The organism is Thauera aromatica K172 (genome assembly GCF_003030465.1).
In the GTDB taxonomy this organism is placed as follows: Bacteria; Pseudomonadota; Gammaproteobacteria; order Burkholderiales; family Rhodocyclaceae; genus Thauera; species Thauera aromatica.
The window spans coordinates 2305369-2330134 of the sequence record NZ_CP028339.1 but is presented as its reverse complement, the minus strand read 5'-3'; the positions used below and the strand labels follow the sequence as shown (position 1 = coordinate 2330134).

The 24766-nt window shown below is 63.2% G+C and carries 17 protein-coding genes, 2 tRNA genes, 3 rRNA genes and 1 riboswitch; of the genes, 11 read left to right on the top strand and 11 right to left on the bottom strand.

All coding sequences use genetic code 11. From position 1 onward, the window contains the following. The first annotated feature begins 135 nt into the window (after positions 1-135). A complete protein-coding gene (locus Tharo_RS11075) occupies positions 136-528 on the top strand; it encodes a hypothetical protein (RefSeq protein ID WP_245880884.1) in 393 nt (130 codons plus the stop codon). Here Tharo_RS11075 and Tharo_RS11070 read toward each other — a convergent pair. From Tharo_RS11070 to gcvT, 4 genes are all read right to left on the bottom strand, one after another. After that, positions 460-2076 (bottom strand): glycoside hydrolase family 17 protein, encoded by a 1617-nt coding sequence (locus tag Tharo_RS11070; RefSeq protein WP_107221244.1) that lies wholly within the window; start codon positions 2074-2076, stop codon positions 460-462. The two genes, Tharo_RS11075 and Tharo_RS11070, sit on opposite strands and share 69 nt — an antisense overlap. A 169-nt stretch (positions 2077-2245) precedes the next feature. Continuing rightward, positions 2246-5140, bottom strand: coding sequence for an aminomethyl-transferring glycine dehydrogenase (gene gcvP, locus Tharo_RS11065; RefSeq protein WP_107221243.1), 2895 nt, complete (start codon positions 5138-5140; stop codon positions 2246-2248). 149 nt (positions 5141-5289) lie between these two features. After that, complete coding sequence (gene gcvH / locus Tharo_RS11060) at positions 5290-5676, bottom strand: glycine cleavage system protein GcvH (RefSeq protein ID WP_107221242.1); 387 nt, start codon at positions 5674-5676, stop codon at positions 5290-5292. 75 nt (positions 5677-5751) lie between these two features. Continuing rightward, positions 5752-6843 (bottom strand): glycine cleavage system aminomethyltransferase GcvT, encoded by a 1092-nt coding sequence (gene gcvT / locus Tharo_RS11055; RefSeq protein WP_107221241.1) that lies wholly within the window; start codon positions 6841-6843, stop codon positions 5752-5754. Positions 6844-7051: 208 nt separating this feature from the next. Then, positions 7052-7139: riboswitch (glycine riboswitch) on the bottom strand. Positions 7140-7651: 512 nt separating this feature from the next. Between gcvT and Tharo_RS11050 the strand changes: the two genes are divergently transcribed. The 5 genes from Tharo_RS11050 (at position 7652) to rrf (ending at position 12818) form a co-directional block, all read left to right on the top strand. After that, positions 7652-9188 (top strand): 16S ribosomal RNA (locus Tharo_RS11050). A gap of 71 nt (positions 9189-9259) precedes the next feature. After that, positions 9260-9336: transfer RNA gene (locus Tharo_RS11045), tRNA-Ile, on the top strand. 24 nt (positions 9337-9360) lie between these two features. Further along, positions 9361-9436, top strand: a tRNA-Ala gene (locus Tharo_RS11040). 264 nt (positions 9437-9700) lie between these two features. Next, a 23S ribosomal RNA gene (locus Tharo_RS11035) occupies positions 9701-12585 on the top strand. A 119-nt stretch (positions 12586-12704) separates the two neighbouring features. Continuing rightward, positions 12705-12818, top strand: a 5S ribosomal RNA gene (gene rrf, locus Tharo_RS11030). The 16S, 23S and 5S rRNA genes sit together here with 2 tRNA genes alongside, the layout of an rRNA operon. 172 nt (positions 12819-12990) lie before the next feature. On the opposite strand, the gene Tharo_RS11025 is transcribed toward rrf, so the two are convergent. Continuing rightward, the gene (locus Tharo_RS11025; RefSeq protein WP_107221240.1) at positions 12991-13530 is read right to left on the bottom strand and encodes a class I SAM-dependent methyltransferase; all 540 of its coding nucleotides are present in this window, start codon (positions 13528-13530) and stop codon (positions 12991-12993) included. Positions 13531-13710: 180 nt separating this feature from the next. On the opposite strand from Tharo_RS11025, the gene Tharo_RS11020 reads away from it, so the two are divergent. Continuing rightward, complete coding sequence (locus Tharo_RS11020) at positions 13711-14112, top strand: ribonucleotide reductase subunit alpha (protein WP_107221239.1); 402 nt, start codon at positions 13711-13713, stop codon at positions 14110-14112. A 97-nt stretch (positions 14113-14209) separates the two neighbouring features. On the opposite strand, the gene Tharo_RS11015 is transcribed toward Tharo_RS11020, so the two are convergent. The 3 genes from Tharo_RS11015 to Tharo_RS11005 form a co-directional block, all read right to left on the bottom strand. Further along, on the bottom strand, positions 14210-14785 hold the full coding sequence (locus Tharo_RS11015; protein WP_159051690.1) for a YIP1 family protein: 576 nt from the start codon (positions 14783-14785) through the stop codon (positions 14210-14212). Between the two features lie 159 nt (positions 14786-14944). Continuing rightward, positions 14945-15451, bottom strand: a complete 507-nt coding sequence (locus Tharo_RS11010; RefSeq protein ID WP_107221237.1) for a hypothetical protein — start codon at positions 15449-15451, stop codon at positions 14945-14947. Between the two features lie 188 nt (positions 15452-15639). After that, positions 15640-16509 (bottom strand): HD-GYP domain-containing protein, encoded by an 870-nt coding sequence (locus Tharo_RS11005; protein ID WP_159051689.1) that lies wholly within the window; start codon positions 16507-16509, stop codon positions 15640-15642. A 309-nt stretch (positions 16510-16818) separates the two neighbouring features. Between Tharo_RS11005 and Tharo_RS11000 the strand changes: the two genes are divergently transcribed. Then, positions 16819-18621 (top strand): M61 family metallopeptidase, encoded by a 1803-nt coding sequence (locus tag Tharo_RS11000; protein ID WP_107221235.1) that lies wholly within the window; start codon positions 16819-16821, stop codon positions 18619-18621. Positions 18622-18661: 40 nt separating this feature from the next. Here Tharo_RS11000 and Tharo_RS10995 read toward each other — a convergent pair whose 3' ends face one another. Together Tharo_RS10995 and lexA are read right to left on the bottom strand one after the other, a co-directional pair. Further along, positions 18662-19219, bottom strand: coding sequence for a hypothetical protein (locus Tharo_RS10995; RefSeq protein WP_107221234.1), 558 nt, complete (start codon positions 19217-19219; stop codon positions 18662-18664). A gap of 4 nt (positions 19220-19223) precedes the next feature. Further along, positions 19224-19832: a transcriptional repressor LexA gene (gene lexA / locus Tharo_RS10990; protein ID WP_107221233.1), complete on the bottom strand. Its 609-nt coding sequence runs from the start codon at positions 19830-19832 to the stop codon at positions 19224-19226. 325 nt (positions 19833-20157) lie between these two features. On the opposite strand from lexA, the gene Tharo_RS10985 reads away from it, so the two are divergent. From Tharo_RS10985 to Tharo_RS10975, 3 genes are all read left to right on the top strand, one after another. Continuing rightward, positions 20158-20655 carry a peroxiredoxin gene (locus tag Tharo_RS10985; protein ID WP_107221232.1) on the top strand — a complete coding sequence of 166 codons (498 nt, stop codon included), beginning with the start codon at positions 20158-20160 and terminating at the stop codon, positions 20653-20655. Then, the gene (locus Tharo_RS10980; protein WP_107221231.1) at positions 20630-21115 is read left to right on the top strand and encodes an FKBP-type peptidyl-prolyl cis-trans isomerase; all 486 of its coding nucleotides are present in this window, start codon (positions 20630-20632) and stop codon (positions 21113-21115) included. Before Tharo_RS10985 ends, Tharo_RS10980 begins: the two co-directional genes overlap by 26 nt. Positions 21116-21246: 131 nt before the next feature. Beyond that, a complete protein-coding gene (locus Tharo_RS10975; RefSeq protein WP_107221230.1) occupies positions 21247-23376 on the top strand; it encodes an ABC transporter ATP-binding protein in 2130 nt (709 codons plus the stop codon). On the opposite strand, the gene Tharo_RS10970 is transcribed toward Tharo_RS10975, so the two are convergent. Beyond that, entirely contained in the window at positions 23377-24765 is a 1389-nt protein-coding gene (locus Tharo_RS10970) for a transglycosylase SLT domain-containing protein (protein ID WP_245880883.1), read from the bottom strand. It lies immediately after the preceding gene. Between the last annotated feature and the right edge of the window lies 1 nt (position 24766).

Below are 24766 nucleotides of genomic sequence, written 5' to 3'. Positions count from 1 at the left end.
CGGGTGTTCTGGGCGCAACTCTGCCCGGAGGGCATTTTATGCACGATTTCAGTCTGTTACGAGCGACCATCGGTGCCAATTTGCAACAGCGCATGTGCGTTCATGTGGAGCACTGATTCACAAGGGAAAGGATGGATGACGCCAACTAATTTGCACAAACATGGCGCATGGCCTGCGCTGCTTGCCGGGCTGGTCCTGGCGGCACTGGCCCTGTGGCTGCGTCACGGCGTGCTCGAGGCCGGTCTGCTGCCGCGCGATTGTGCTGAGCCTGGCGCTTTGTGCCTGTTCAAGACCGTGCTGGTGGAAAGCTTCTTGCATCAACGCGTGGGCTGGCTGAGCCTGGGCTGTGGTTTGCTCGGCTTCGTGCTGGGCGCGCGCAGCCTGGCCTGGGTGGGTTGGTTGAGCGGGGTCGCCGGGTTGGTGCTGTACAGTTACGATCCCGCTGCGGTGGGTGCTCTGCTATCGCTGCTGGTGTTGCTGCGGGCGCAGCAGGAGCGGCGGGAGGGCGAACGCGAGGCCGCAAAGTAGCCAGCCGATCGCCTGCGGGTTGGCGGGTTCGCTCAGCCAGCGGGCGCTTACGGCGAAAGCGATGAGGATCGCGCAGACCCGCTCGCTGCGGCCAGGCGGCAGGTTCCACCAGCTGATGACGCCGAAGACCACGGCCGGGGTCAGGTAAAGCAGGGTCGGAAAGTCGCGGTAGCGCGGATCGACCCACAACAGCAGCGCAGCGATTGCCGCGGCAAACAGCAACAGGGCACGCAACAGGCTGAGGAGCGCAGCCTTCGAGCGCCAGCCCTGCGGCCGGCGCAGGAGCCGGGCGGCGCGCGCCGCGTCCGGGAGCGGTTCTCCATGCCAGCGCGCGAGGACCAGCGGCAGCACGGCGCAGAGGGCGGCGACCGCGCCGAGCACGGACCATTCGAGCGCGTCGCGGTAAGCGAGGTGGGCGTGTTCCCAGTGCAGCACTGTGACCACCCCGCCGAGCGCTCCGGTCGCGCTCAGGGCGCTGACGCGCAGGCAGCGGGTGCGCCGTCCGGTGGTGGCGAGAAGGAAAGCGAGCAATCCGCCGAGGAGGGCGCCGCCGATCGGCCCGAATGCACTTTCGCGTTCGGCGACCGCGCCGGCGAGGGGGAATTTCGGTGCCAGGCTGTCCGCCTCGAGCAGCCCCCAGTGGCCGCCGACCGTGCCTTCCAGGCGCCGCTTCCAGGGCTGGTCGATGGCTTCGATGAGGTTGTAGTCCCAGCCCCGGGCGTGGGCCTGATGGACGAACTCGCGGATGTAGCGTGCCTGGTTGACCCGTGACGGGCGGGACTCCTCGCGCTGCCGGCCGGCGCTCGGCCAGCCCGTTTCGCCGATCACGACCGGCTTGCCGGGGAAGTGCTCGCCGATTCGGCTGCGGATGTCGACGACATGTGCGAGGGCATCGACGATGTCGACCGGCTCGTCTTCCCAGAAGGGCAGGATATGCACGGTGACGAAATCGACTTCGGCAGCGAGGCTGTCGTGCCGGGTCCAGAATTCCCATACGTCGGCGTAGGTGACGGGAACCCGTGCCTGGGCCCTGGCCTGGCGGATCAGGGTGCGCATTTCGTCTTCGCTGCGTTCGCGCCGGAGCAGGACTTCGTTGCCGACGATCAGGGCGCGCACGACATCGGTGTAGGCGTTGGCGATTTCCAGCGCATGCGCGAGTTCGGCCGCGTTCCGTGTCTGGTCATAGCCGATCCAGGCGCCGAGAAGCACCTTGAGGCCGAGTGGGCGTGCCAGTTCTGGAACCTCGCCGAGTCCTTGGCTGACCGAGTAGAGGCGCACGCAAGCGGTGATTTTCGCCAGGGCTTCGAGGTCGGCGGCGATCTGGTCGCGGGGAATGCGGCTGGCGGGATCGAGCGGCGTCTGCCCCGGTCGGTGGTAGGGCGCGTAGGAGACGCATTTGAGCTTTTCGCCTTCGGCCAGGTTCAGGTCGTGCATCGCCACCGGCCGCATCTGCGCTGCGAGCGTCATGAAGACGGCGGTCAGCAGGATGAGGCTGGCGGTGAGCAGACCGAGCCAGAGCGCTTTGCGGTCGGAGCGTGGGGCAGGCATCGCTGTGGGGGAGCGGGTCGGGTGAGGGCGTCGGATGGGGGCGTCGATGGGCCCGGGAGGGGGTGGCAGGGAACGGGTCTGGCCCGCGCATTGAAAAAGCCACGCTCGAGAGCGTGGCTTTCTGGTCGAGGCGCGGCGATTCTAGCAGCCCGGAAGTGCTTGTTGCCGTTCAGTCGCCATATTCGTCGACCGGCACGCAGGTGCAGAACAGGTTGCGGTCGCCATAGACGTCGTCGATCCGATTGACGCTGGGCCAGAACTTGTTCGCCGCTACCCAGGGCAGCGGGAACACGGCTTGCTCGCGCGAGTAGGGGCGGGTCCAGTCGCCGGTGAGATCGGCCTGCGTGTGGGGGGCGTTCTTCAGCGGGTTGTCGTCGGCAGGCCAGGCACCGGCCTCGATCCGGCGGATCTCGTCACGGATCGCAATCATCGCGGCGGCGAAGCGGTCCAGTTCGGCAAGGTCTTCGGATTCGGTCGGCTCGATCATGATCGTTCCCGGGACCGGGAACGACATGGTCGGGGCATGGAAGCCATAGTCCATCAGGCGCTTGGCGATGTCGACCTCCGAGATTCCGGTCGCGGCCTTGATCGGGCGGATGTCGATGATGCATTCATGGGCAACCCGCCCCTGGCTACCCGTGTACAGCACCGGGTAGTGGCTGTTCAGGCGCCCGGCCAGGTAGTTGGCGTTGAGGATCGCGACTTCGGTGGCGCGCTTGAGGCCTTCACCACCCATCATCGTGATGTACATCCACGAAATCGGCAGGATGCTCGCGGAGCCGAAGGGGGCGGCGGATACCGCGCCTTGACCCAGATTGGGGCGGTCGGCTTCGCCGGTGGGCTGGATCACGTGGTCGGCCATGAACGGTGCAAGATGGGCGGCCAGACCGATCGGCCCCATGCCCGGCCCACCGCCTCCGTGCGGAATGCAGAAGGTCTTGTGCAGGTTCATGTGGGAGACGTCGGCGCCGATCGCCGCCGGGGAGGTCAGGCCGACCTGGGCGTTGAGGTTGGCACCGTCCATGTACACCTGTCCGCCACACGCATGCACGATTTCGCACATCTCGCGGATCGATTCCTCGAACACGCCGTGGGTGGAGGGGTAGGTGATCATCAGCGCGGCCAGTTCGGCCGCGTGCTTCTCGGCCTTCGCCCGCAGGTCGGCGACATCGACGTTGCCGTTGTCGTCACAATCGACCACCACGACCTGCATGCCGCACATCTGCGCGGTCGCCGGATTGGTGCCGTGCGCCGATTTCGGAATCAGGCAGACCTTGCGCTGGGTCTCGCCCCGGCTGGCGTGGTAGCGCGCGATCGCGACCAGACCGGCATATTCGCCCTGCGCGCCGGAGTTGGGCTGCATGCTGATCGCCGGAAAGCCGGTAAGCGCGCGCAGGTAGCCGGCCAGGCCGTCGATCATCTCGAGGTAGCCGGCGGCCTGCGCACGTGGAGCGAAGGGATGCAGGTTGGCGAATTCCGGCCAGGTGATCGGGATCATCTCGCTGGTCGCATTGAGCTTCATCGTGCACGAACCGAGCGAGATCATCGAGTGGTCGAGTGCGAGGTCGCGGTTTTGCAGCTTCTTCAGATAGCGCAGCATCTCGTGTTCGGTATGGTGGCTGTTGAACACGGGGTGGGCGAGGATCGCGTCGCGGCGCAGCAGTGCGGCGGGCAAGGCGCCGCCGGCACGAGCGACGGTCTCGTCGAGCACATCGAGGTTTTCGGTGCAGCCGAAGCAGGCGAGCACGGCGGCGATGTCGGCGCGCGTGGTCGTTTCGTCGACGGACAAACCCAGCCGGGTGCCCGACACGCTGCGCAGGTTGTAGCCGGCCTCTTGCGCCGCGTTGAGGATCGCCGGTGCGCGAGCGCCGGCATCGACTTCGATGGTGTCGAAGAAAGCTGAGCGGCTGGGGGCGAATCCGACCCTGCGCAGGCCTTCGGCAAGGACCGCGGCCAGGCGGTGGATGCGTGCGGCGATCGTGCGCAGGCCTTGCGGCCCATGGTAAACGGCGTAGAAGCCGGCCATGTTGGCGAGCAGTACCTGCGAGGTGCAGATGTTCGAATTCGCTTTTTCGCGGCGGATGTGCTGTTCGCGGGTCTGCAGCGTCATGCGCAGGGCGGTGTTGCCGCGGGCATCTTTGGAAACGCCGATGATGCGGCCCGGCATCGACCGCACGTAGGTTTCGCGGGTGGCGAAGAAGGCGGCGTGGGGGCCGCCGAAGCCCATCGGCACGCCGAAGCGCTGGGCCGAGCCGAGGGCGATGTCGGCGCCCATGGCGCCCGGGCTCTTCAGCAGAACGAGCGCCATCAGGTCGCTGGCGAGCGCGACGATCGCGCCTTTCCCCTTCAGGTCCGCGACCGTGGAAGAAAGGTCGACGACTTCGCCGCGGGCGTTCGGATACTGCAGCAGTGCGCCGAACACGTCGTGCGCGGCGGCTTCTTCGGCCTTGCCGTAGACCAACTCGTAACCGAAGTAATGGGCCCGGGTGCGGACGACGTCGATCGTCTGCGGGAAGCAGGCCTCATCGACGAAAAAGACGTTCGATTTCGACTTCGACACGCGGCGCGCCATGGTCATGGCTTCGGCAGCGGCGGTCGCTTCGTCGAGGAGCGAGGCGTTGGCCAGTTCGAGGCCGGTCAGGTCGACCACCATTTGCTGGTAGTTCAGCAGGGCTTCCAGCCGGCCTTGCGAAATTTCCGCCTGGTAGGGCGTGTAGGCGGTGTACCAGCCCGGGTTCTCCATGACATTGCGCAGGATCACGGCCGGGGTGTGGGTGCCGTAGTAGCCGAGGCCGATCAGGGACTTCTTCGTCTCGTTGCGTGCGGCGATCACTTTCAGGGCGCCGAGCGCCTCGTGTTCCGGCACCGGCGCGGCGAGCGGAACCGGGGACTGGAGGCGGATTCCGGCCGGGACGGTCTGATCGATCAACGTGTCGATACCGGCGACGCCGATGGCTGCGCACATGCGCGCGATCTCATCGGCATTGGGGCCGAGGTGGCGGTGGATGAAGGCGTCGCGCTGCTCGAGGCAGGCGAGCGGGGCGGAGAGCAGGGTGTCGGTCATGGTCGAGGCGAGGAGTCAATGCGCGCCGAAGGATCGGCTTGGGCTGCGGACGGGCGAGGCTTGCTGGAAGGGAAAGCCTTCCTGCAGAAGGCGGAGGGGGCGGGACCTGTCCGGGGGGACAGGGGCGCCCGATGAGTTGCCGGGCTTGCTCAGGCCTGGGCGACTTCAGCCTGATAGCCCGCAGCATCCATGAGGGCGGCGAGTTCTTGGGGGGCGGCCGGCTTGAGCTTGAACAGCCAGGTTGCATAGGCGTCGGCGTTCACGCTTTCGGGCGCATCGGCTGCGTCCTGGTTGCTGGTGACGACTTCGCCGGCGACCGGTGCGTAGATGTCGGAAGCCGCCTTGACCGATTCGATCACGGCGCAGGCTTCGCCGGCAGCGAGGGTGCGGCCCGCTTCGGGCAATTCGAGGAAGACGACGTCGCCGAGGGCTTCCTGGGCATGGTCGGTGACGCCGATGGTCAGCGTTCCGTCCGCTTCGACGCGGACCCATTCGTGCGATTTCGTATATTTCAGATCAGCCGGAACCTTGCTCATGTTCGTTCTCCAGACAGGGTAAGTTGGAAGGGGGACTGCTGGCCCGCTCCTGAACCGGTGAAGCGGGCGGAGTTTTCAGACCAAGGGTTGGCCGTTGCGGACGAAGGGCAGCTTCACGGTGCGCGCTTTCAGGCGCTTGCCGCGCACTTCGACATCGACTTCTTCGCCGGCCTGGACCGGGAGCGGCAGCCGGGCGAGGGCAATGGATTTTTCCAGTGTCGGCGAGAAGCTGCCGCTGGTGGTCTCGCCGTTACCGGCGCCAGTGAAGACCTTCATGTGCGAGCGCAACACGCCTTTGTCTTCCAGAATCAGACCGAGCATGCGGCGCGCGGCCGGATTCGCCCGCAGTGCGCTGCGGCCGATGAAGTCACGGGTTGCGTCGGCGAAATCGACCGTCCACGCCAGGCCGGCGTCCAATGGAGAGACGGCGTCGTCCATATCCTGGCCGTACAGATTCATGCCGGCTTCCAGGCGTAAAGTGTCTCGCGCCCCCAGCCCGCAGGGCTTGACCCCGGCGCTCAGCAGGGCATTCCACAATTGCTCGGCGCGCTCGGCAGGGACCGCGATTTCCAGACCGTCTTCGCCGGTATAGCCGGTGCGGGCAATCATGAGATCCCCCACCCGTATTCCGCTGAAGGGGGCGGGAACGCCTTGCGGTGATGACAATTCCGGCAGGACGGTCGCTGCGCGTTCGATAGCGTGCGGCCCCTGGACGGCGATCATGGCCAGATCCCGGCGGCTCTGGAGGGTGACGTCCGCGCCAGTGACGGCAATGCACCGTTTCATCCAGTCCACATCCTTGGCTGCGGTACCGGCATTGACCACGATACGGTAATCGCTGGTGCCGAAGCGGTAAACGATCAGATCGTCGATCACTCCGCCCTGATCGTTGAGCATGCAGGAATACAGCGCTTTTCCGGGCGTCTTCAGCTTGTCGACATCGTTGGCGAGAAGCGCGCGCAGGTAAACGGTGGCGTCCGGCCCGCTAAGATCGAGGGCGAGCATGTGGGAGACATCAAACATGCCGGCGTCGCGGCGGACGGCATGGTGTTCCTCGATCTGCGAACCATAATTGACCGGCATGTCCCAGCCGGCGAAATCGACCATGCGCGCGCCGGCGGCGACATGCGCTGCGTGAAGGGGAGTATGTTGTGCAGGCGTGCTCATTGCTGAGGGGCTCCGGTAGGAAGTAAACAAAAAAGGGCGACCCGACCCATTTGCCGGCTTCGCCCCATCTGTCCCTTGTACCTGAGAGATTTCGCGCCGTGCGCCCCTATCTATCCGTGGATATATAGATAGAAGGCATGCAGCGGGCGGGTGCCCCTTCGGTGGGTACGTATGGCGCCTCGACGCTCGTACCACTCTCCAGACTTGTACTTTGCACGCGGTCCTTTTGCCTGAGCGGTTCCGGGGGTTGCGCCTTCGGCGACTCCAGATCGGGAGTTCTCTCCCGCGTGACGCGCGGACGATACCACCTTAACGCGAGCGGCTGCAACCGGGATGGCCGTTCCCGAGAGTGGGAAAAGAGACATGGTGGGAGCGCATCGATCCGCGAGTCGCTCGGGGAAATTTGCGCTGAAAGCACCTATTTTTCCCAAGCACCAATCTTTCCCTTGCATTTCGTTTTTTGATGTCTATAATGCGCAGCTCTTCGGCGCTGCAGCGGTTTCTACGGAAGCCGGGCGGGGCGGAAGAGGAGAGGTAGGTCGGGTGTCGAGTAGTCTTTTGTTCTGGCGATGAGCTGGAGCGGTTGAAAAAAAGACGAACGAAATGCTTGACGGCGAAATGGAAGTTGATCATAATCTCGCCTCTCTGCTGCAGCGAATTGCGGCGGTTCTTTAAAAAATTGGACAACCGATAAGTGTGGGTGCTTGGTGGTTGTGGCCGGATCGCTTAGGCGATTTAGTTTCACAATGATTAGGTGCTCATGCTGATGTAAGTCAGTATTTTGAGTACTTTGTAGGATTGAACTTAAGAGCTTAAGAGTTTGATCCTGGCTCAGATTGAACGCTGGCGGCATGCTTTACACATGCAAGTCGAACGGCAGCGGGGGCTTCGGCCTGCCGGCGAGTGGCGAACGGGTGAGTAATGCATCGGAACGTGCCCATGTCGTGGGGGATAACGTATCGAAAGGTACGCTAATACCGCATACGTCCTGAGGGAGAAAGCGGGGGATCTTCGGACCTCGCGCGATTGGAGCGGCCGATGTCGGATTAGCTAGTAGGTGAGGTAAAGGCTCACCTAGGCGACGATCCGTAGCGGGTCTGAGAGGATGATCCGCCACACTGGGACTGAGACACGGCCCAGACTCCTACGGGAGGCAGCAGTGGGGAATTTTGGACAATGGGGGCAACCCTGATCCAGCCATGCCGCGTGAGTGAAGAAGGCCTTCGGGTTGTAAAGCTCTTTCGGCCGGGAAGAAATCGTGGTCTCTAACATAGGCCATGGATGACGGTACCGGACTAAGAAGCACCGGCTAACTACGTGCCAGCAGCCGCGGTAATACGTAGGGTGCGAGCGTTAATCGGAATTACTGGGCGTAAAGCGTGCGCAGGCGGTTTTGTAAGACAGATGTGAAATCCCCGGGCTCAACCTGGGAACTGCGTTTGTGACTGCAAGGCTAGAGTACGGCAGAGGGGGGTGGAATTCCTGGTGTAGCAGTGAAATGCGTAGAGATCAGGAGGAACACCGATGGCGAAGGCAGCCCCCTGGGCCTGTACTGACGCTCATGCACGAAAGCGTGGGGAGCAAACAGGATTAGATACCCTGGTAGTCCACGCCCTAAACGATGTCGACTAGTCGTTCGGAGCAGCAATGCACTGAGTGACGCAGCTAACGCGTGAAGTCGACCGCCTGGGGAGTACGGCCGCAAGGTTAAAACTCAAAGGAATTGACGGGGACCCGCACAAGCGGTGGATGATGTGGATTAATTCGATGCAACGCGAAAAACCTTACCTACCCTTGACATGCCAGGAACCTTGCTGAGAGGCGAGGGTGCCTTCGGGAGCCTGGACACAGGTGCTGCATGGCTGTCGTCAGCTCGTGTCGTGAGATGTTGGGTTAAGTCCCGCAACGAGCGCAACCCTTGTCACTAGTTGCCATCATTTGGTTGGGCACTCTAGTGAGACTGCCGGTGACAAACCGGAGGAAGGTGGGGATGACGTCAAGTCCTCATGGCCCTTATGGGTAGGGCTTCACACGTCATACAATGGTCGGTACAGAGGGTTGCCAAGCCGCGAGGTGGAGCCAATCCCAAAAAGCCGATCGTAGTCCGGATCGTAGTCTGCAACTCGACTACGTGAAGTCGGAATCGCTAGTAATCGCAGATCAGCATGCTGCGGTGAATACGTTCCCGGGTCTTGTACACACCGCCCGTCACACCATGGGAGTGGGTTTCACCAGAAGTAGGTAGCTTAACCTTCGGGAGGGCGCTTACCACGGTGAGATTCATGACTGGGGTGAAGTCGTAACAAGGTAGCCGTATCGGAAGGTGCGGCTGGATCACCTCCTTTCAAGAGAACAGGTCGCAGCGGCCAAGTATCCACAACTTATCGGTTGTTCAGGCGAAGAGCCTCGGATGAGAGGGTCTGTAGCTCAGCTGGTTAGAGCACCGTCTTGATAAGGCGGGGGTCGTTGGTTCGAACCCAACCAGACCCACCAACAATGGGTTGCTCGAGACAGTAGGGGGCTGTAGCTCAGCTGGGAGAGCGGCGGCTTTGCAAGCCGTAGGTCGTCGGTTCGATCCCGACCAGCTCCACCAGGTTTCGAGACGAGAAGTAAGAGATGCCGAGCGTGAGCTCGTCATCTCTTACTTCTTGAACGGCAGCGGTGCTGCCGGACATTGAGGTTCGCTCTTTAACAAAGTGGAAGAAGTGCAGTACGTATCGTAGCCGGTACGTACTGCAAGTTGTGTGATTGCATTGATCAAGGCTGCGTAGTCAGCACAGTCTTGATCGCACAAACGAGTTCGTTCCTGTACGTGGGCCTTCGAGGTGGCAACACCGAAGAGGGTTCAAGGTTATAGGATCAAGCGACTAAGTGCATGTGGTGGATGCCTTGGCGATCACAGGCGATGAAGGACGTGTAAGCCTGCGAAAAGCGTGGGGGAGCTGGCAATAGAGCTTTGATCCCACGATGTCCGAATGGGGAAACCCACCCCGCAAGGGGTATCCCAGACTGAATCCATAGGTCTGAGGAGGCGAACCGAGCGAACTGAAACATCTAAGTAGCTCGAGGAACAGAAATCAACCGAGATTGCGCAAGTAGTGGCGAGCGAACGCGCAACAGCCTGCACGACTAAACCATCAGCTTAGCAAAACGGTCTGGAAAGTCCGACGATACAGGGTGATAGTCCCGTATGCGAAAAGCCGGTGGCGGGTCTGAGCGTGCGACAAGTAGGGCGGGACACGAGAAATCCTGTCTGAAGATGGGGGGACCATCCTCCAAGGCTAAATACTCGTGATCGACCGATAGTGAACCAGTACCGTGAGGGAAAGGCGAAAAGAACCCCGGGAGGGGAGTGAAATAGATCCTGAAACCGCATGCATACAAACAGTGGGAGCCTCGTAAGGGGTGACTGCGTACCTTTTGTATAATGGGTCAGCGACTTACGTTCAGTAGCGAGCTTAACCGAATAGGGGAGGCGTAGCGAAAGCGAGTCTGATAAGGGCGTCGTAGTTGCTGGGCGTAGACCCGAAACCGGATGATCTATCCATGGCCAGGATGAAGGTGCCGTAACAGGTACTGGAGGTCCGAACCCACTAACGTTGAAAAGTTAGGGGATGAGCTGTGGATAGGGGTGAAAGGCTAAACAAATCCGGAAATAGCTGGTTCTCCCCGAAAACTATTTAGGTAGTGCGTCGTACGGACACTTGCGGGGGTAGAGCACTGTAATCGTTGGGGGGGTCATTGCGATCTACCCCGCGATAGCAAACTCCGAATACCGCAAAGTGATATACGGCAGACAGACATCGGGTGCTAACGTCCGGTGTCAAGAGGGAAACAACCCAGACCGCCAGCTAAGGTCCCAAATGCATGGCTAAGTGGCAAACGAGGTGGGAAGGCCTAGACAGCTAGGAGGTTGGCTTAGAAGCAGCCACCCTTTAAAGAAAGCGTAATAGCTCACTAGTCGAGTCGTCCTGCGCGGAAGATGTAACGGGGCTCAAGCCATGAACCGAAGCTGCGGATGTGTCTTTGACACGTGGTAGGGGAGCGTTCCGTAAGCCTGCGAAGGTGTCTCGTAAGGGATGCTGGAGGTATCGGAAGTGCGAATGCTGACATGAGTAGCGATAAAGGGTGTGAAAAGCACCCTCGCCGTAAGCCCAAGGTTTCCTGCGCAACGTTCATCGGCGCAGGGTGAGTCGGCCCCTAAGGCGAGGCAGAAATGCGTAGTCGATGGGAAACAGGTCAATATTCCTGTACCGCTCTATGATGCGATGGGGGGACGGAGAAGGTTAGCTCGGCCATCTGTTGGAATAGGTGGTTCAAGTGTGTAGGCGTGCTGCGTAGGCAAATCCGCGCGGCTAAGCTGAGGCATGATAACGAGGACCCTCGGGTCCGAAGCGAGTGATACCCAGCTTCCAGGAAAAGCCTCTAAGCTTCAGTCATAGAGTGACCGTACCGCAAACCGACACAGGTGGGCTGGTAGAGAATACCAAGGCGCTTGAGAGAACTCAGGAGAAGGAACTCGGCAAATTGATACCGTAACTTCGGGAGAAGGTATGCCCCGTTAGCTTGTAGGAGAACATCCGAAGGGCGAAGGGGCCGCAGAGAATCGGTGGCTGCGACTGTTTATTAAAAACACAGCACTCTGCAAACACGAAAGTGGACGTATAGGGTGTGACGCCTGCCCGGTGCCGGAAGGTTAAGTGATGGGGTGCAAGCTCTTGATCGAAGCCCCGGTAAACGGCGGCCGTAACTATAACGGTCCTAAGGTAGCGAAATTCCTTGTCGGGTAAGTTCCGACCTGCACGAATGGCGTAACGATGGCCACACTGTCTCCTCCTGAGACTCAGCGAAGTTGAAATGTTTGTGAAGATGCAATCTCCCCGCGGCTAGACGGAAAGACCCCATGAACCTTTACTGTAGCTTTGCATTGGACTTTGACGGGACTTGTGTAGGATAGGTGGGAGGCTTTGAAGCCGGGACGCTAGTTCCGGTGGAGCCAACCTTGAAATACCACCCTGGTGTCGTCGAGGTTCTAACCCAGGCCTGTGAATCCAGGTCGGGGACCGTGCATGGTGGGCAGTTTGACTGGGGCGGTCTCCTCCCAAAAGGTAACGGAGGAGTACGAAGGTCACCTAGGTACGGTCGGACATCGTACTGATAGTGCAATGGCAAAAGGTGGCTTGACTGCGAGACCCACACGTCGAGCAGGTGCGAAAGCAGGTCATAGTGATCCGGTGGTTCTGTATGGAAGGGCCATCGCTCAACGGATAAAAGGTACTCTGGGGATAACAGGCTGATTCCGCCCAAGAGTTCACATCGACGGCGGAGTTTGGCACCTCGATGTCGGCTCATCACATCCTGGGGCTGTAGCCGGTCCCAAGGGTATGGCTGTTCGCCATTTAAAGTGGTACGTGAGCTGGGTTTAAAACGTCGTGAGACAGTTTGGTCCCTATCTGCCGTGGGCGCTGGAAGTTTGAGAGGGCCTGCTCCTAGTACGAGAGGACCGGAGTGGACGCACCCCTGGTGTACCGGTTGTGACGCCAGTCGCATCGCCGGGTAGCTATGTGCGGAAGAGATAACCGCTGAAAGCATCTAAGCGGGAAACTCGCCTCAAGATGAGACTTCCCCGGGGCCTCGAGCCCCCTGAAGGGTCGTTGAAGACCACAACGTTGATAGGCCGGGTGTGCAAGCGTGGCAACACGTTCAGCTAACCGGTACTAATTGCCCGTGCGGCTTGATCCTATAACCTTCAAAACAAAACGAACTCAACCCATGCCCGAAACCACACATCGCGCATGGCAATCACACAACACCCTTCTTCCTCCTTTGCTCTGCAGTCCAACGCAGAGAACAAGTCAAAGTCTGACGACCATAGCCGTGCGGTACCACCCCTTCCCTTCCCGAACAGGACCGTGAAACGCACTCGCGCCGATGATAGTGAGGTCCGCCCTCGTGAAAGTAGGTCATCGTCAGACTAACAGTGAGGTCCGCCCTCGTGAAAGTAGGTCATCGTCAGACTAATCCACAAAAAAACGCCCAGAGTTCAACACCCTCTGGGCGTTTTTGCATCTACGAAAAATCTACATAAAACTTGTCTCGCACGCTGCAGAACGCGGCTGAAGTTGAAGTCAAACTCCAGCTTCAACTTCACACTGCTTGTAGCTCCCATATCCCGGCCGGTGGTGTATTGCGCCAAACCACCGATGTCCGCTGCCACCGCAGGCCGGGCGGAGCGTTGAATGGCGCTCTGGGCTGATAGGTGAACTGGACGAGCTTGCGCTCAGGGTCCTGTGCGAGGAATCGGCATAGGCAGGTGGCCGTTTCGCTTGCCACGCGGCGTGGCAGGGAGCGGAACGGGAGACTGGAAACGAGGACGACCTTGCCTTGTGCATCGATCAAGGCGTCCACGACCTCTTTCGCCGCAGCCTGGCGCACATCCACAGCGGGGCAGCAAGCTTTCAGCCGCTGCGCAAGAGGTGCCTGCAGTTCCACCGCAATCAGCGGCACGTGAGGTTGGGCATGGAGCAGGGCACGGGTGACGGCACCGGTGCCGGCTCCGAGTTCGACGATCAGGTCGGCACCGCTGGCGGCGTTGGCCATGGCACTTGCCAGCGCGCGTGACGAGGGCAGTAGTGCGCCCGTCGAGGCCGGGTCTCGTAGCATTGCGATCAGCAGTTCTACCGGCATGGAGGTACGCCAAGGTTGGGCAAAGTGCTTTTATCGTAATCCTTGCCCGACATTCGTGGGGAAGATAGTTACGTTTGGATATGGCCCATGTGGCCGCACGCTTCGTACGGGTGGGCTCGTATGGCTGGATGGCGTATTGTTCTGTGACAAAATGCGCTCCATTTTGGACGAGGGAAAACGATGATTTCAGAATTCCAGGGGCTTTTGGAGGCAGCGCGCGGGCAAACCGAGCCGCAGCGGTTGCTGTTCGTCTTTGCGCGAGCCGAGCTCCCCGAAGACGCGACACCGGAGCAGAGGCGCCGCTTCGATCGCGGTCAGGGCGGTACTCTGGCCCCAGTCATGTTCGTAGACAAAAAGACGGACGAAATCCAGAGCTTCGCCGAACTGGTCGAAGAGTCACGGCACATGGGGCAGCACTGGGATGTGGTGTTTGTCGGCTGTCTGGGTGGGCAGGGATCGCGGGAGCCAAGCGACGAAGCGACCCAGCAGGCGCTGGAGGCCATGATCAAATCGATCCAGGGCGGGATCGTCAGCCATCTGCTGGCCTATCGAGCGGACGGAGAGCAGCTCCAGTTCGGCTGAGCGGGGGGGAGGATCGTACCCTGGTTCGTCGGCTGGCGCGCGAGCAGGGTTCTTGTTCCGTAGTGTTCCCGAAATGGCGTGGATATCGGAATGAAAATCAGGCCGCGAGTACAGGGGCAAGCGCAATCCCAACCAGGACGACCCATGCGAACACGCCGCTGTTGGTGACGATCACGGCAAGTTCGAATGCATCGATCGGTTCCCGGACGTGCAGCAAATTCTCGACCCCGTACCGGATCAATGCAACGGAGGCGGCCAGGGCGAGCAAAGGGATTGCAATCACCGGAACGATTCCGTGTTGCAGCAAGACGAGGGACGATAACCACAGCGGAAGTGCGGCAACCACGGCGACAGTGAATGCGTCATGGATGTCTGCGCTCCCTTTTCTGGTCTTCGAAACTTCCCGAATCAGCCAAGTTATCAGTAGCAGCGAAACGAGCTCAGCGACGAAGAACAGCAGTGCTGCAAGACGCCAGGAGTCGGCCGAAACGTCGGGGAAATAGTGGACGCCAATATGATCTGCAGCATGAATGAGCATCCGCGGTGGTAGGGCCGACAGCGGTAGGATCAGCCCGAAAATCATCGAGACGGTCGAAGGGCGGGCACGCGCAATCTCGTCCCAGGCCGCGCTCGACGACCACATCATTGGCGGCAAGTGCAGGAATTTCATCATGACCCCTCCTTTTTCAGCACCCTGATGGGATGCGGACGGCTCAGACATGCCCCGGCTGCGGGAGTACATGAGCCCTCAGGTGTATTTATATCACGGCATGATGCTTTTGGGTGAGACGAGCTGGCCGGATGCACAATCCCGTGTCTCGCAATCCTGCGCCTACTTCAGAATCGTGGAGCGAGTGTCTCGGTCGGATGTGGCCGGAGCCTTGTTCGTGGGCGCCTGGCGCAAAGAAAGGTCGATCTGGTCGTAGCTCGGGCAGCTGCCCTTGTGGACCGGTGAAACGACCATTTCGAACATCACCCGGGTTCCGGGCGGCACATCCCTGACCGGACTGGTCAAGTCCCGGAACAGCGGCTTGCCCTGGCTGAACACGGTGACGTCGAGAATCGAGCGACGGCCGAGTGTCCGCGTCGAAGTATTGGTCAGTGTTCCGGTAATGAAGGCGAAACAGCTTTTCCGGTCGAGTGCGGAAATCTTGCGTTCGACCTGGTAGTCAACTATGAATCCGCCATCGAGTCGAGCCTGGAACTGTTCCCTGGCCACCGAGGGCGGAGCGGGCTCGACAGGCTTTTCCGGGCTCGGCCCGGCACAGCCGAAAGCGGACAATGCGGCGGCGAAGGCTGCGGACCGCCGCAAGGGTGCGTGAGGAAAGCGGTCTGCCATGTTGGGATCTCCTGGGGGCAGGGTAGTACATGGCTGGGGGATGCCCAGGCTCGTGTGGGGATCCTCCCACGAATCACGCCCTGGATGCCACTGCTCTGGGCTGCTCTGCGATACGGTCGCGAGTTGCATGCCCTTCGACAACGGTTTTCATCAGGCCGGGCTGCCAATCCTGCCCCGAGGTGCAGGTGTTATGCCTGTCGCCACCAGTAGTCTTGCCGAGGCGCATCGAGGAGACGGGGAGCGCGTTCGGCGGCGAGGCGGCGGATGTGGGGAAGGCGGGGGCGAATGTTGAACATCGCGCTGACGACGGCCGGATCGAACTGGGTGCCGCTCGCGCACTCGAGCAGGCGGAATACTTCGTTGTCGTCGAGGGCCGCGCGGTCGCTCCGGGGAGCGGTGACCGCATCGAAGAAATCCACGACTGCGGTGATGCGGGCGCTGAGCGGGGTGTTGGTGCCGAAGCGGCCCGCCGGGTAGCCGCTGCCGTCCCATTTTTCATGGTGATTGAGGACGATTTCGACCGCGAGTTCTTGCACGGGTGAGCCTGAACCCTCCAGCAGGCGGGCGCCGAGCAGGGGGTGATCGCGCATGATCCGCCACTCCTCCGCGCTCAGGCGGCCAGGCTTGAGCAGAATCGAATCGGGGATGCCGAGCTTGCCCAGATCGTGCAGCGGAGCGGCTTCGAACAGCATGTCGCAGCGCTTTTGGGGCAGGCCCATGGCCTGGGCGACCAGGGCTGACAGTGCGCCCACGCGCAGGCAGTGCTCGGGGGAACCCCCGTCCTTGAGTGCCGCGAGGAGGATCAGCCGCTGCAGGGCCCGGTGCTGCGCGTCTGCGGCGGCGGCCTGGGCGCGGTCACGTTCGGCTGCCACATCCTGCAATTCCTGCGCCATCTGAAACATCTGCCGGTAGGTTTTGCGCGGGTCGGTGCCGATGGCCGGAAGTGGTGCAAGGCTGGCGAGGGAAACCGCCGCCCCAGGTGCCGGCGTGTCCTCGCCCAGCGTGATCGCAGGGGAAAATTGCTGGAAGGACGGATGGGGGTGGGGCGCTGGAGGCATGTGCGGAACCGGAGTTTCTTGCTGCATCGAATATAGCCCATGCCCGGTGGTGGACCCTGTCGGTGCGGATTCCGGGTGTGCGCTTTTTCACACTGAAGGACATGGGTAGCCGACGTCCCGCGCCCGGTCCCGGGCGCGGTCTGTCAAGCGAGGGGGCACCCTCCGCATCCGCCCTGCTGCATCCGGCCTCGACGTACGGGAGGCGACGTGATAAGTAACATGCCGTGTTACCGACCCTCCATCTGCATGCGGGATTGTGCTGCGATGCACCGGAGTGGGTTCCGATCCGTGCCAGAGTGAGTTTTTTCGATGCCGTCCTCGCCTTCTTCCGTCGAATATCGTATCCGCCCTTCGAATCCCGGCGCACATCTGTTCGCCGTGAGCTGCACGGTAAGGACACTCGACCCGTCCGGCCAGGTGTTCCGCCTGCCGGCATGGATTCCGGGCAGCTACATGATCCGCGAGTTCGCGCGCAACATCGTCAGCCTCCGTGCCGAGACCGGTGGCAAGCCGTGCGCAGTGGAAAAGATCGACAAGCACAGCTGGAAGGTGGAGGCGCTGCCTCGCGGAACGCGCCTGACCCTGCACCACGAGGTGTACGCCTGGGATTTGTCGGTACGTTCTGCCCACCTCGATACCACGCATGGCTTTTTCAATGGCACCAGTGTGTTCCTGGCTCCGGACGGGTGCGCGGCCTTGCCCTGCACGGTCGTGATCGAGGCCCCCGAAGGGGAGCAATACCGCAACTGGAGGCTCGCGACCACGCTGCCACCGGCACGACCGGGCAGAACACGGGAATTCGGGTTCGGGCGCTTTCGTGCGGTCGACTACGACGAACTGATCGACCACCCGGTCGAAATGGGGTGTTTCACGAGCGCCCGCTTCGATGCCGGCGGTGTACACCACGATCTCGTCCTCAGCGGACGCCACGACTGCGACCTCGATCGGCTGGGGGCCGACCTGGCGCGCATCTGTGCCTGCCAGATCGAGCTGTTCGGTGCCCCCGTACCGATGTCGCGCTATGCGTTTCTGGTCATGGTGGTGGGCGAGGGCTATGGCGGCCTGGAGCATCGCGCATCGACTGCCCTGATCTGCAGCCGTGCCGATCTGCCGTGGAAAGGCATGGAAGGGCTGCCCGATGGCTACAAGACTTTCCTCGGCCTGTGCAGTCACGAGTATTTCCATACCTGGAACATCAAACGCATCAAGCCGGCCGCGTTTACCCCCTACGAACTCGGGCGCGAAAACTACACCCGCTTATTGTGGGCATTCGAAGGCTTCACTTCCTATTACGACGACCTGATCCTGGTGCGCAGCGGAGTGATCGGCGTTGAAGACTATCTCGCGCTGCTCGGCAAAACGGTGTCGAACGTGATGCGCGGCAGCGGCCGCCTGCGCCAGAGCGTGGCCGAATCGTCTTTCGATGCCTGGATCAAGTACTACCGCCAGGACGAGAACGCGCCCAATGCCATCGTCAGCTATTACACGAAAGGAGCGCTGATCGCGCTCGCCCTCGATCTGCAGCTGCGTGTCGGCAGCGCAGGGCGCTGCAGCCTGGACGCGGTCATGCGCCTGCTGTGGGCCCGGCATGGGCAAAGCGGCGCGGGGGTGGCCGAGGACGGGATCTTCGCCGCAGTACGCGAAGCCGCAGGCCCTCGGCTCGGTCCCCGTCTGGCGGACTGGCTGGAGGCCGCGGTGGAGGGGACCGGGGATTTACCGCTGCCGCGACTGTTGAAGGATTTCGGCATCGTGCTCGAGGCCGCCTCGACAGGCAAGGCACCCTGGTTGGGGCTCAAGCTGGCGGCGGGCGAGGCCGAGGCGAAAGTCGTCAACGTGTTCGACGGCGGGCCGGCGCAGGCGGCGGGCATCGCTGCCGGAGATGTGCTGCTGGCGCTGGATGGGCTGAAGTTGAGCGCGAAGGGGATGGACGGGTGCCTGGCGAGGCGCCGGCCGGGCGAGCGGGTGGAGATCCACCTGTTCCGGCGCGACGAGCTGATGCAGTTCCAGCTCACCTTGGCGCCCGCCCCAGCGGACAACTACAGCCTGAAGCTCGCGCCGCGGGCCGGTGCGGCTGCGCGGGCGCTGCGCGAAGGCTGGCTCGGACGGGCCTGAGGCCGTTGCCTGGATCAATCGCCTGAGTCGATCGTCTGAGTCAGCTCCGGGGCGCAGATGCCGGCAGCAGCCGGGGGCGCCAGTAGCGCCAGGCGAGAAAGCCGGACAGGCCCGCCATGATCAGCCAGAACCCGACTCCCTGCCAGAAGGCGACCGGGTCGGTGGCGAGAAGATAGTCGCGCGGCGGGCGCACGAAGTGGATGCGACCGATTGCCACGGCCTGGCCGGCAATGCCAGCTGCGGTCAGCGCGGGGACGAACCAGACCAGCAGGCCGAGCGCGACGATGAGGCGGTCGAGCCGGGGCGAGGGCCGGCGGCGCGGGCGGTAGACGCTGTCCACCCCGAACCACACGGCGAGCAGGAAGCCGAGTGCCGCCGCCAGCGGGCCGAGCGCCATCGCGGCGCCGAGCAGGGTTGCCGCGGCCATGAAGCGTGCGCCTTCCATCGCGACGACGACGGGCCAGATTTTGTCGAGCTGGGAAAAGAGCAGCCAGCAGGCCGGCAGGGCGAGCAGCGCTACGAGCAGATTGAAGAGGGCGCGCCGGCGGGCACGATCTCCCGCCAAGGGGGCGGCGCTGCTAAGGATAGGGGCGGACATGGGTTCAGTGATCCTTGCGGATCAGGCCGACCATGATCCCTTCGATGACCAGCGCGGCATGCCGGGTGTCGACCACGATCGGGGTGTAATCGGGGTGAGCGGGCAGCAGCTCGATGATGTCGCCTTTACGCTGGAGGGTCTTGACGGTGACGTCGTCATCGACGCGGGCGACCACGACCTGGCCGTTGCGCGCCTCGCCGCTGCGATGGACGGCGATCAGGTCGCCGTCCAGAATGCCTGCATCGCGCATGCTCATCCCGCGCACGCGCAGCAGGTAGTCGGCCTTGGGCGAGAACAGGGCGGGGTCGAGCTGATAGCGGGCTTCGACATGTTCCGCGGCGAGGATCGGGCTGCCGGCGGCAACCCGGCCGACCAGCGGCAGGCCGAGTCCTTCGGCGAGGCGGATGCCGCGTGCGCGGCCTTCCTCGAGCAGGATCGCGCCTTTGGCGACGAGCGCCCGCAGATGGGTTTCCGCGGCGTTGGGCGAGCGAAAGCCGAATGCGGTGCACACTTCGGCGCGGGTCGGAGGGCGGCCTTCGGATTCGACCGTGCTGCGGATGAAGTCGAGGATTTCCTGCTGGCGGGCAGTGAGGGTTTCGTTGCGGGTGCTCATTGGGCCTCCATGATCCAGCTGTAATTTTAAACAGCTTTCCGGTGCGGGCAAGGGGAATTCGTCCCACGGGCATCGCTCGCCCCGGGGGGGCACGCGGTGCTGCACTGCAAGCGTCGCCGCGTCTGTTGATGCACTGCATCTTGAGCCTTGCCGAAATCTGCGCTATTGCTTCAGCACGGTGTCGGCAGATGGCACCGGCGCATCGACAAGCACTGGGAGATACGCCTTCATGCACACCCCGATCCGTCCCCCTCTCGCGGCTCGCTCCGGCGGTAGTGTTCGCCGGGGGTCTCGGCTAGAATCCCACCCACGTCAGGGAGACATCATGCTGAAGAGCGGAGACATCGCCCCCGCTTTTTCATTGCCGGATGCGGACATGGAAACTTTCGATCTCGCATCCTCGGCCGGCAAACACCATGTAGTCCTCTATTTCTACCCTCGCGACAAGACCCCGGGCTGCACGCTTCAGGCCGCCGATTTCAGCGACCATGAAGACGATTTCACCCGCTACGACTGCATCGTGGTCGGTGTGAGTCCGGACGATTGTCTCACCCACGCGGAGTTCCGCGACCATGAAGGCCTGTCGATCCGGCTGCTGTCGGATACCGACACCGAGGTGTGCCGGCTGTACAAGGTATGGCAGGAACGGGAAGTCGACGGAGTGAAGAAAATGGGTGTGCGGCGGTCGACCTTCATCATCGACAAGCAGGGCAGGATTCGCCACGCACTCTACGATGTGACGCCCCGCGGCCATGCGGCTGCGGTTTTCGAACTGGTCAAGGAACTGGAATCACAGAATGGAAAACGAAATCGTCAAGAATAGCGTCGTGACGCTGCAATACACCGTGCGCGACCCGGATGGTGCCGTCATCGATGACGGTTCGCATCCGCTGGTGTATCTGCACGGCGGCTACGACGGTATCTTCCCGATGCTGGAGGAGGCCCTGCACGGCAAGAAGGTCGGCGACAAGCTTCAGGTCAAGCTGCAGCCCGACGATGCCTTCGGCGAGTACGACGAGGAACTGATCCTGGTCGAGGACGCCAAGCTGTTTCCGGACAACATCGAAGTCGGCATGAGCTTCGAGCGCGTCTCCGACGATGGCGAGGAAGACCTGGTCTATCGCATCACTGAAATCGCCGAGGGCAAGGTCGTGGTCGATGGCAACCACCCGCTCGCCGGCGTGGCCTTGATGTTCGACGTCACCGTCGCCGAAGTCCGTCCGGCAAGCGCCGAGGAAATCACCCACGGCCATGTCCACGGCCCCGGCGGTCATCACCACTGATCATTGCAAGGGCCGCAGGTGCGGCCCTTTTCGCGCGCGGCTGCGCTTTCCCGCTGCGGTCCCGCTGTAGTCCCGATGCGGCCGGCGGCGGCCGTGCGCAGCGCACCGGCCCGAGGCTCTTCGGCACAGGCATGAACGCTCCTCCTTTTCTTTCTTCGCCGCTGGTCCCGCCGCTCATCCGGCCCTCCGCCGGGGCACCGTCGGCTGTGCCGCTGCTGCAGGTTTCCGACCTTGCCGTGGTGATCGGGCGCGAGGGAGGCGAGATCCGCCCGGTAGACGGCGTAGCCTTCGAAATCGATGCGGGGGAAACCTTCGCGTTACTCGGAGAGTCCGGTTGCGGCAAGTCGATGACCGCGCTCGCGCTGAGCCGCCTGCTGCCCGATGGCGGCCGTGTTGCCGGCGGGGCGGTGCGGTTGGGGGGAGAGGATCTGCTGGCGCTGCCCGAGTCGGCGATGCGCCGCGTGCGCGGCGGGCGGATCGGGATGATTTTCCAGGAGCCGGCCACCAGCTTGAATCCGGTGATGACGGTCGGAGCGCAGATCGCCGAGGCGCTGTCCTGCCATGGCGTGCGCGGCCCGGCGCTCGAGGCCGAGGCTTGTCGTCTGCTCGAGGCGGTCGGCATTCCCGCTCCCGCGCGCCGGCTGCAGGACTTCTCCTTCCAGTTTTCCGGGGGGATGAAGCAGCGCGTGATGATCGCGATGGCCCTGGCCGGCCGGCCGCAGCTGTTGATCGCCGATGAGCCGACGACTGCGCTCGATGTCACCATCCAGGCCCAGGTGCTCGACCTACTCGCTGCCATCCAGCGCGAGCGGGGGATGGGGATGCTATTGATCTCCCACGATCTCGGGGTGGTCGCCCGGATGGCGCATCGGGTTGGGGTGATGTATGCCGGCGAGTTGATCGAAACCGGTCGCCGCGCCGATTTTTTCCGCACTCCGCTCCACCCGTATGCGCGCAAGCTTTTTTCCGCACTTCCCGGCGCGGCGCGGCGCGGCGCCCCGCTCGATGCGCCCGAAGGCAGCGTGCCGGCGCTGGACCGGCATTTTCACGGCTGCCGCTTCGCCGAGCGCTGCCCGGCCGCCTTCGATCGCTGCGACGACGAGGCCCCCGCCTGGCATGCGGTGGGCGCACAGGCGGTGCGCTGTCACCTGTATGAAGGCGTCAGCGTGCCGCGCGGCCTCGACGCACCGCTTCCGCTCGTCGCCGCCGATCGTCCGCACAGTGCCCGGCCGGTGCTGCAGGTAGAGGATCTTGTCGTCCATTTCCCGGTGCGCAAAGGCCTGCTCCAGCGCACGGTGGCCCAGGTGAAGGCGGTCGATGGTGTCAGCCTGCAGCTTGCCGCGGGGCGCACGCTCGCCCTGGTCGGCGAGTCGGGCTGCGGCAAGACTACCGTGGGCAAGGCGATCCTGAAGCTGATTCCGCCGACCGCCGGCGAGCTCTACCTCGACGGCGAAAACATCACTGCGCTCCCGGCTTCGGCCCTGCAACCGATGCGACGCGCGGTGCAGATGGTTTTCCAGGACCCCTTCGCTTCGCTCAATCCGCGCATGCGGGTGGGCGAGATCATCGAAGAGGGCATGGTGGCGCTCGGTGTCGAGCCCGACGCGCAGCGCCGCCATGCCCGGGTCGGCGATCTGCTCGAACGCGTCGGGCTGGCGGCGGACATGCGCTGGCGCTATCCGCACGAGTTTTCCGGCGGCCAGCGCCAGCGGATCGCGGTGGCCCGGGCGCTGGCGGTCTCGCCCCGGGTGATCGTGTGCGACGAGCCGACCAGTGCGCTCGACGTGTCGGTCCAGGCCCAGCTGCTGAACCTGATGCGCGAGCTGCAGCGCGGCCATGGACTGGCCTATCTGTTCATCACCCACAACCTCGCCGTGGTCGAATATCTGGCCGACGAAGTGGCGGTGATGTACCTCGGCCGTATCGTCGAGGAAGGCCCGGTCGAGCGCGTCCTGAAGGCGCCGCTCCATCCCTATACGCGAGCCCTGCTGGCGGCGGTGCCGCGGCTCGACCGCGGAGGAGGGGAGACCCACGGTGGGGAAGGCGGGGAAGGTGGGTTCGGGGGAGGAGACGCACTGCAAGCGCCTGCCGGTGGGAAGGCTCTTGCCGATTTGCCCTCGCCGCTCGCCCCCCCCGGCGGGTGTCATTTCCACCCTCGCTGCCCGTATGCGACCGATGTCTGCCGGATCAGCTACCCGCCGGTTACCGAGTTCGGCCGGGAGCATCGCGTACGCTGCCACTGGCCGCGGCGGGAGCGTTGATCAGTCCCCGGCGGCGGGGCGCTGGTGCGCCTTCCTGCCGCTCTTGGGCGTGGCGTTGCGGGCGGAAGACCCGGCGGATTCGAGCCGCGGGCGGCTGTTCCGCGCTTCCGCGGTTCCGAGTTTCAGCCCCGGCTGGCGTGCCACCGCCGCGGAAAAAGGCAACAGCCGGCTGACTTCCAGCGCGCCCTCGGGTTCGATTCCGTCGGGCACGAGCAGCGCATGGCCGGGTCCCGGCTTGCTCGCCGGAGTGAGGCCGTTGAGTTTGCGCAACTGGGCGAGGCTCAGCCCGTGGCGGGCGGCCACGGCGTCCAGGCGCTCGCCGGCGCCCAGCACGTGCATGCGCCAGCCCTTGCCGCTGCGGACCAGTTCGGCCAGCCCTTCCTCGAGCCGTTCGGCACGGTCGGTCGGGACGACGAAGGTCTGCCCGGGGAGGGTGATCGCCGGACGGTTGAACCCCGGGTTCAACGCCAGGAACTCATCGAGCGGCATGTTCGAGAGCCGGGCGGCGGTTGCCAGATCCACGCCGACCGGAGCGTCGACGGTGACGAAGTGCAGTTCGTTGGCCACGTAGGGCAGTTCGAAATGGAACAGCTCGGGTTCGGCGACGATGTTCTTGATCGCCTGCAGCTTGGGGATGTAGTTGCGGGTCTGTTCCGGCATGCGCAGGTGCGAGTACTCCTGCGCCAGGCCTTCCTCGGCGTTGCGCCGCAGCGCACGCTGGACCGCGCCTTCGCCCCAGTTGTAGGAAGCCAGCGCAAGGTGCCAGTCGCCGTGCATGTCGTAGATGCGCTGCAGGTAGTCGAGGGCGGCCTGGGTCGAGGCGATCACGTCGCGGCGCTCGTCCACCCAGTTGTCCTGGGCGAGGTTGTAGTGCTTGCCGGTCGAGGGAATGAACTGCCACAGCCCGGAGGCGTGGGCGGATGAATAAGCCATCGGGTCGTAGCTGCTTTCGATCATCGGCAGCAGGGCGATCTCGGTGGGCATGCCGCGACGCTCGAGTTCGTCGACGATGTAATACAGGTAGCGCCCGCCGCGAGCGAACACCTGCTTCAGGAATCCGGGACGGTTCAGAAAGAAGGCCTGCTGGTCGATCACCCGTTCGCTGTCGAGATCGGGCATGCCGAAGCCGCGCCGGATACGGTCCCAGATATCGTTGGCGTCGCGGGTCAGGTCCAGCGTGAGAACGCGTTCGGGGGCGGCGGATTCGATACCGGCGGGCGGGGCAGGAGCGGTCGACGCCTGGGATACGGTGTCCTCGTCCGTTGCGGCCGCGTTCACCGGGGGAGCAATGTCTTCGGCGCCTGCCGCTCCGCCCGCCAGGGACAGGGCCGCGCATAGCGCCGCCCGCAGTGCTGCGCGCAGCGTCGGCGCGGAAAGGCGTGCGAGCATC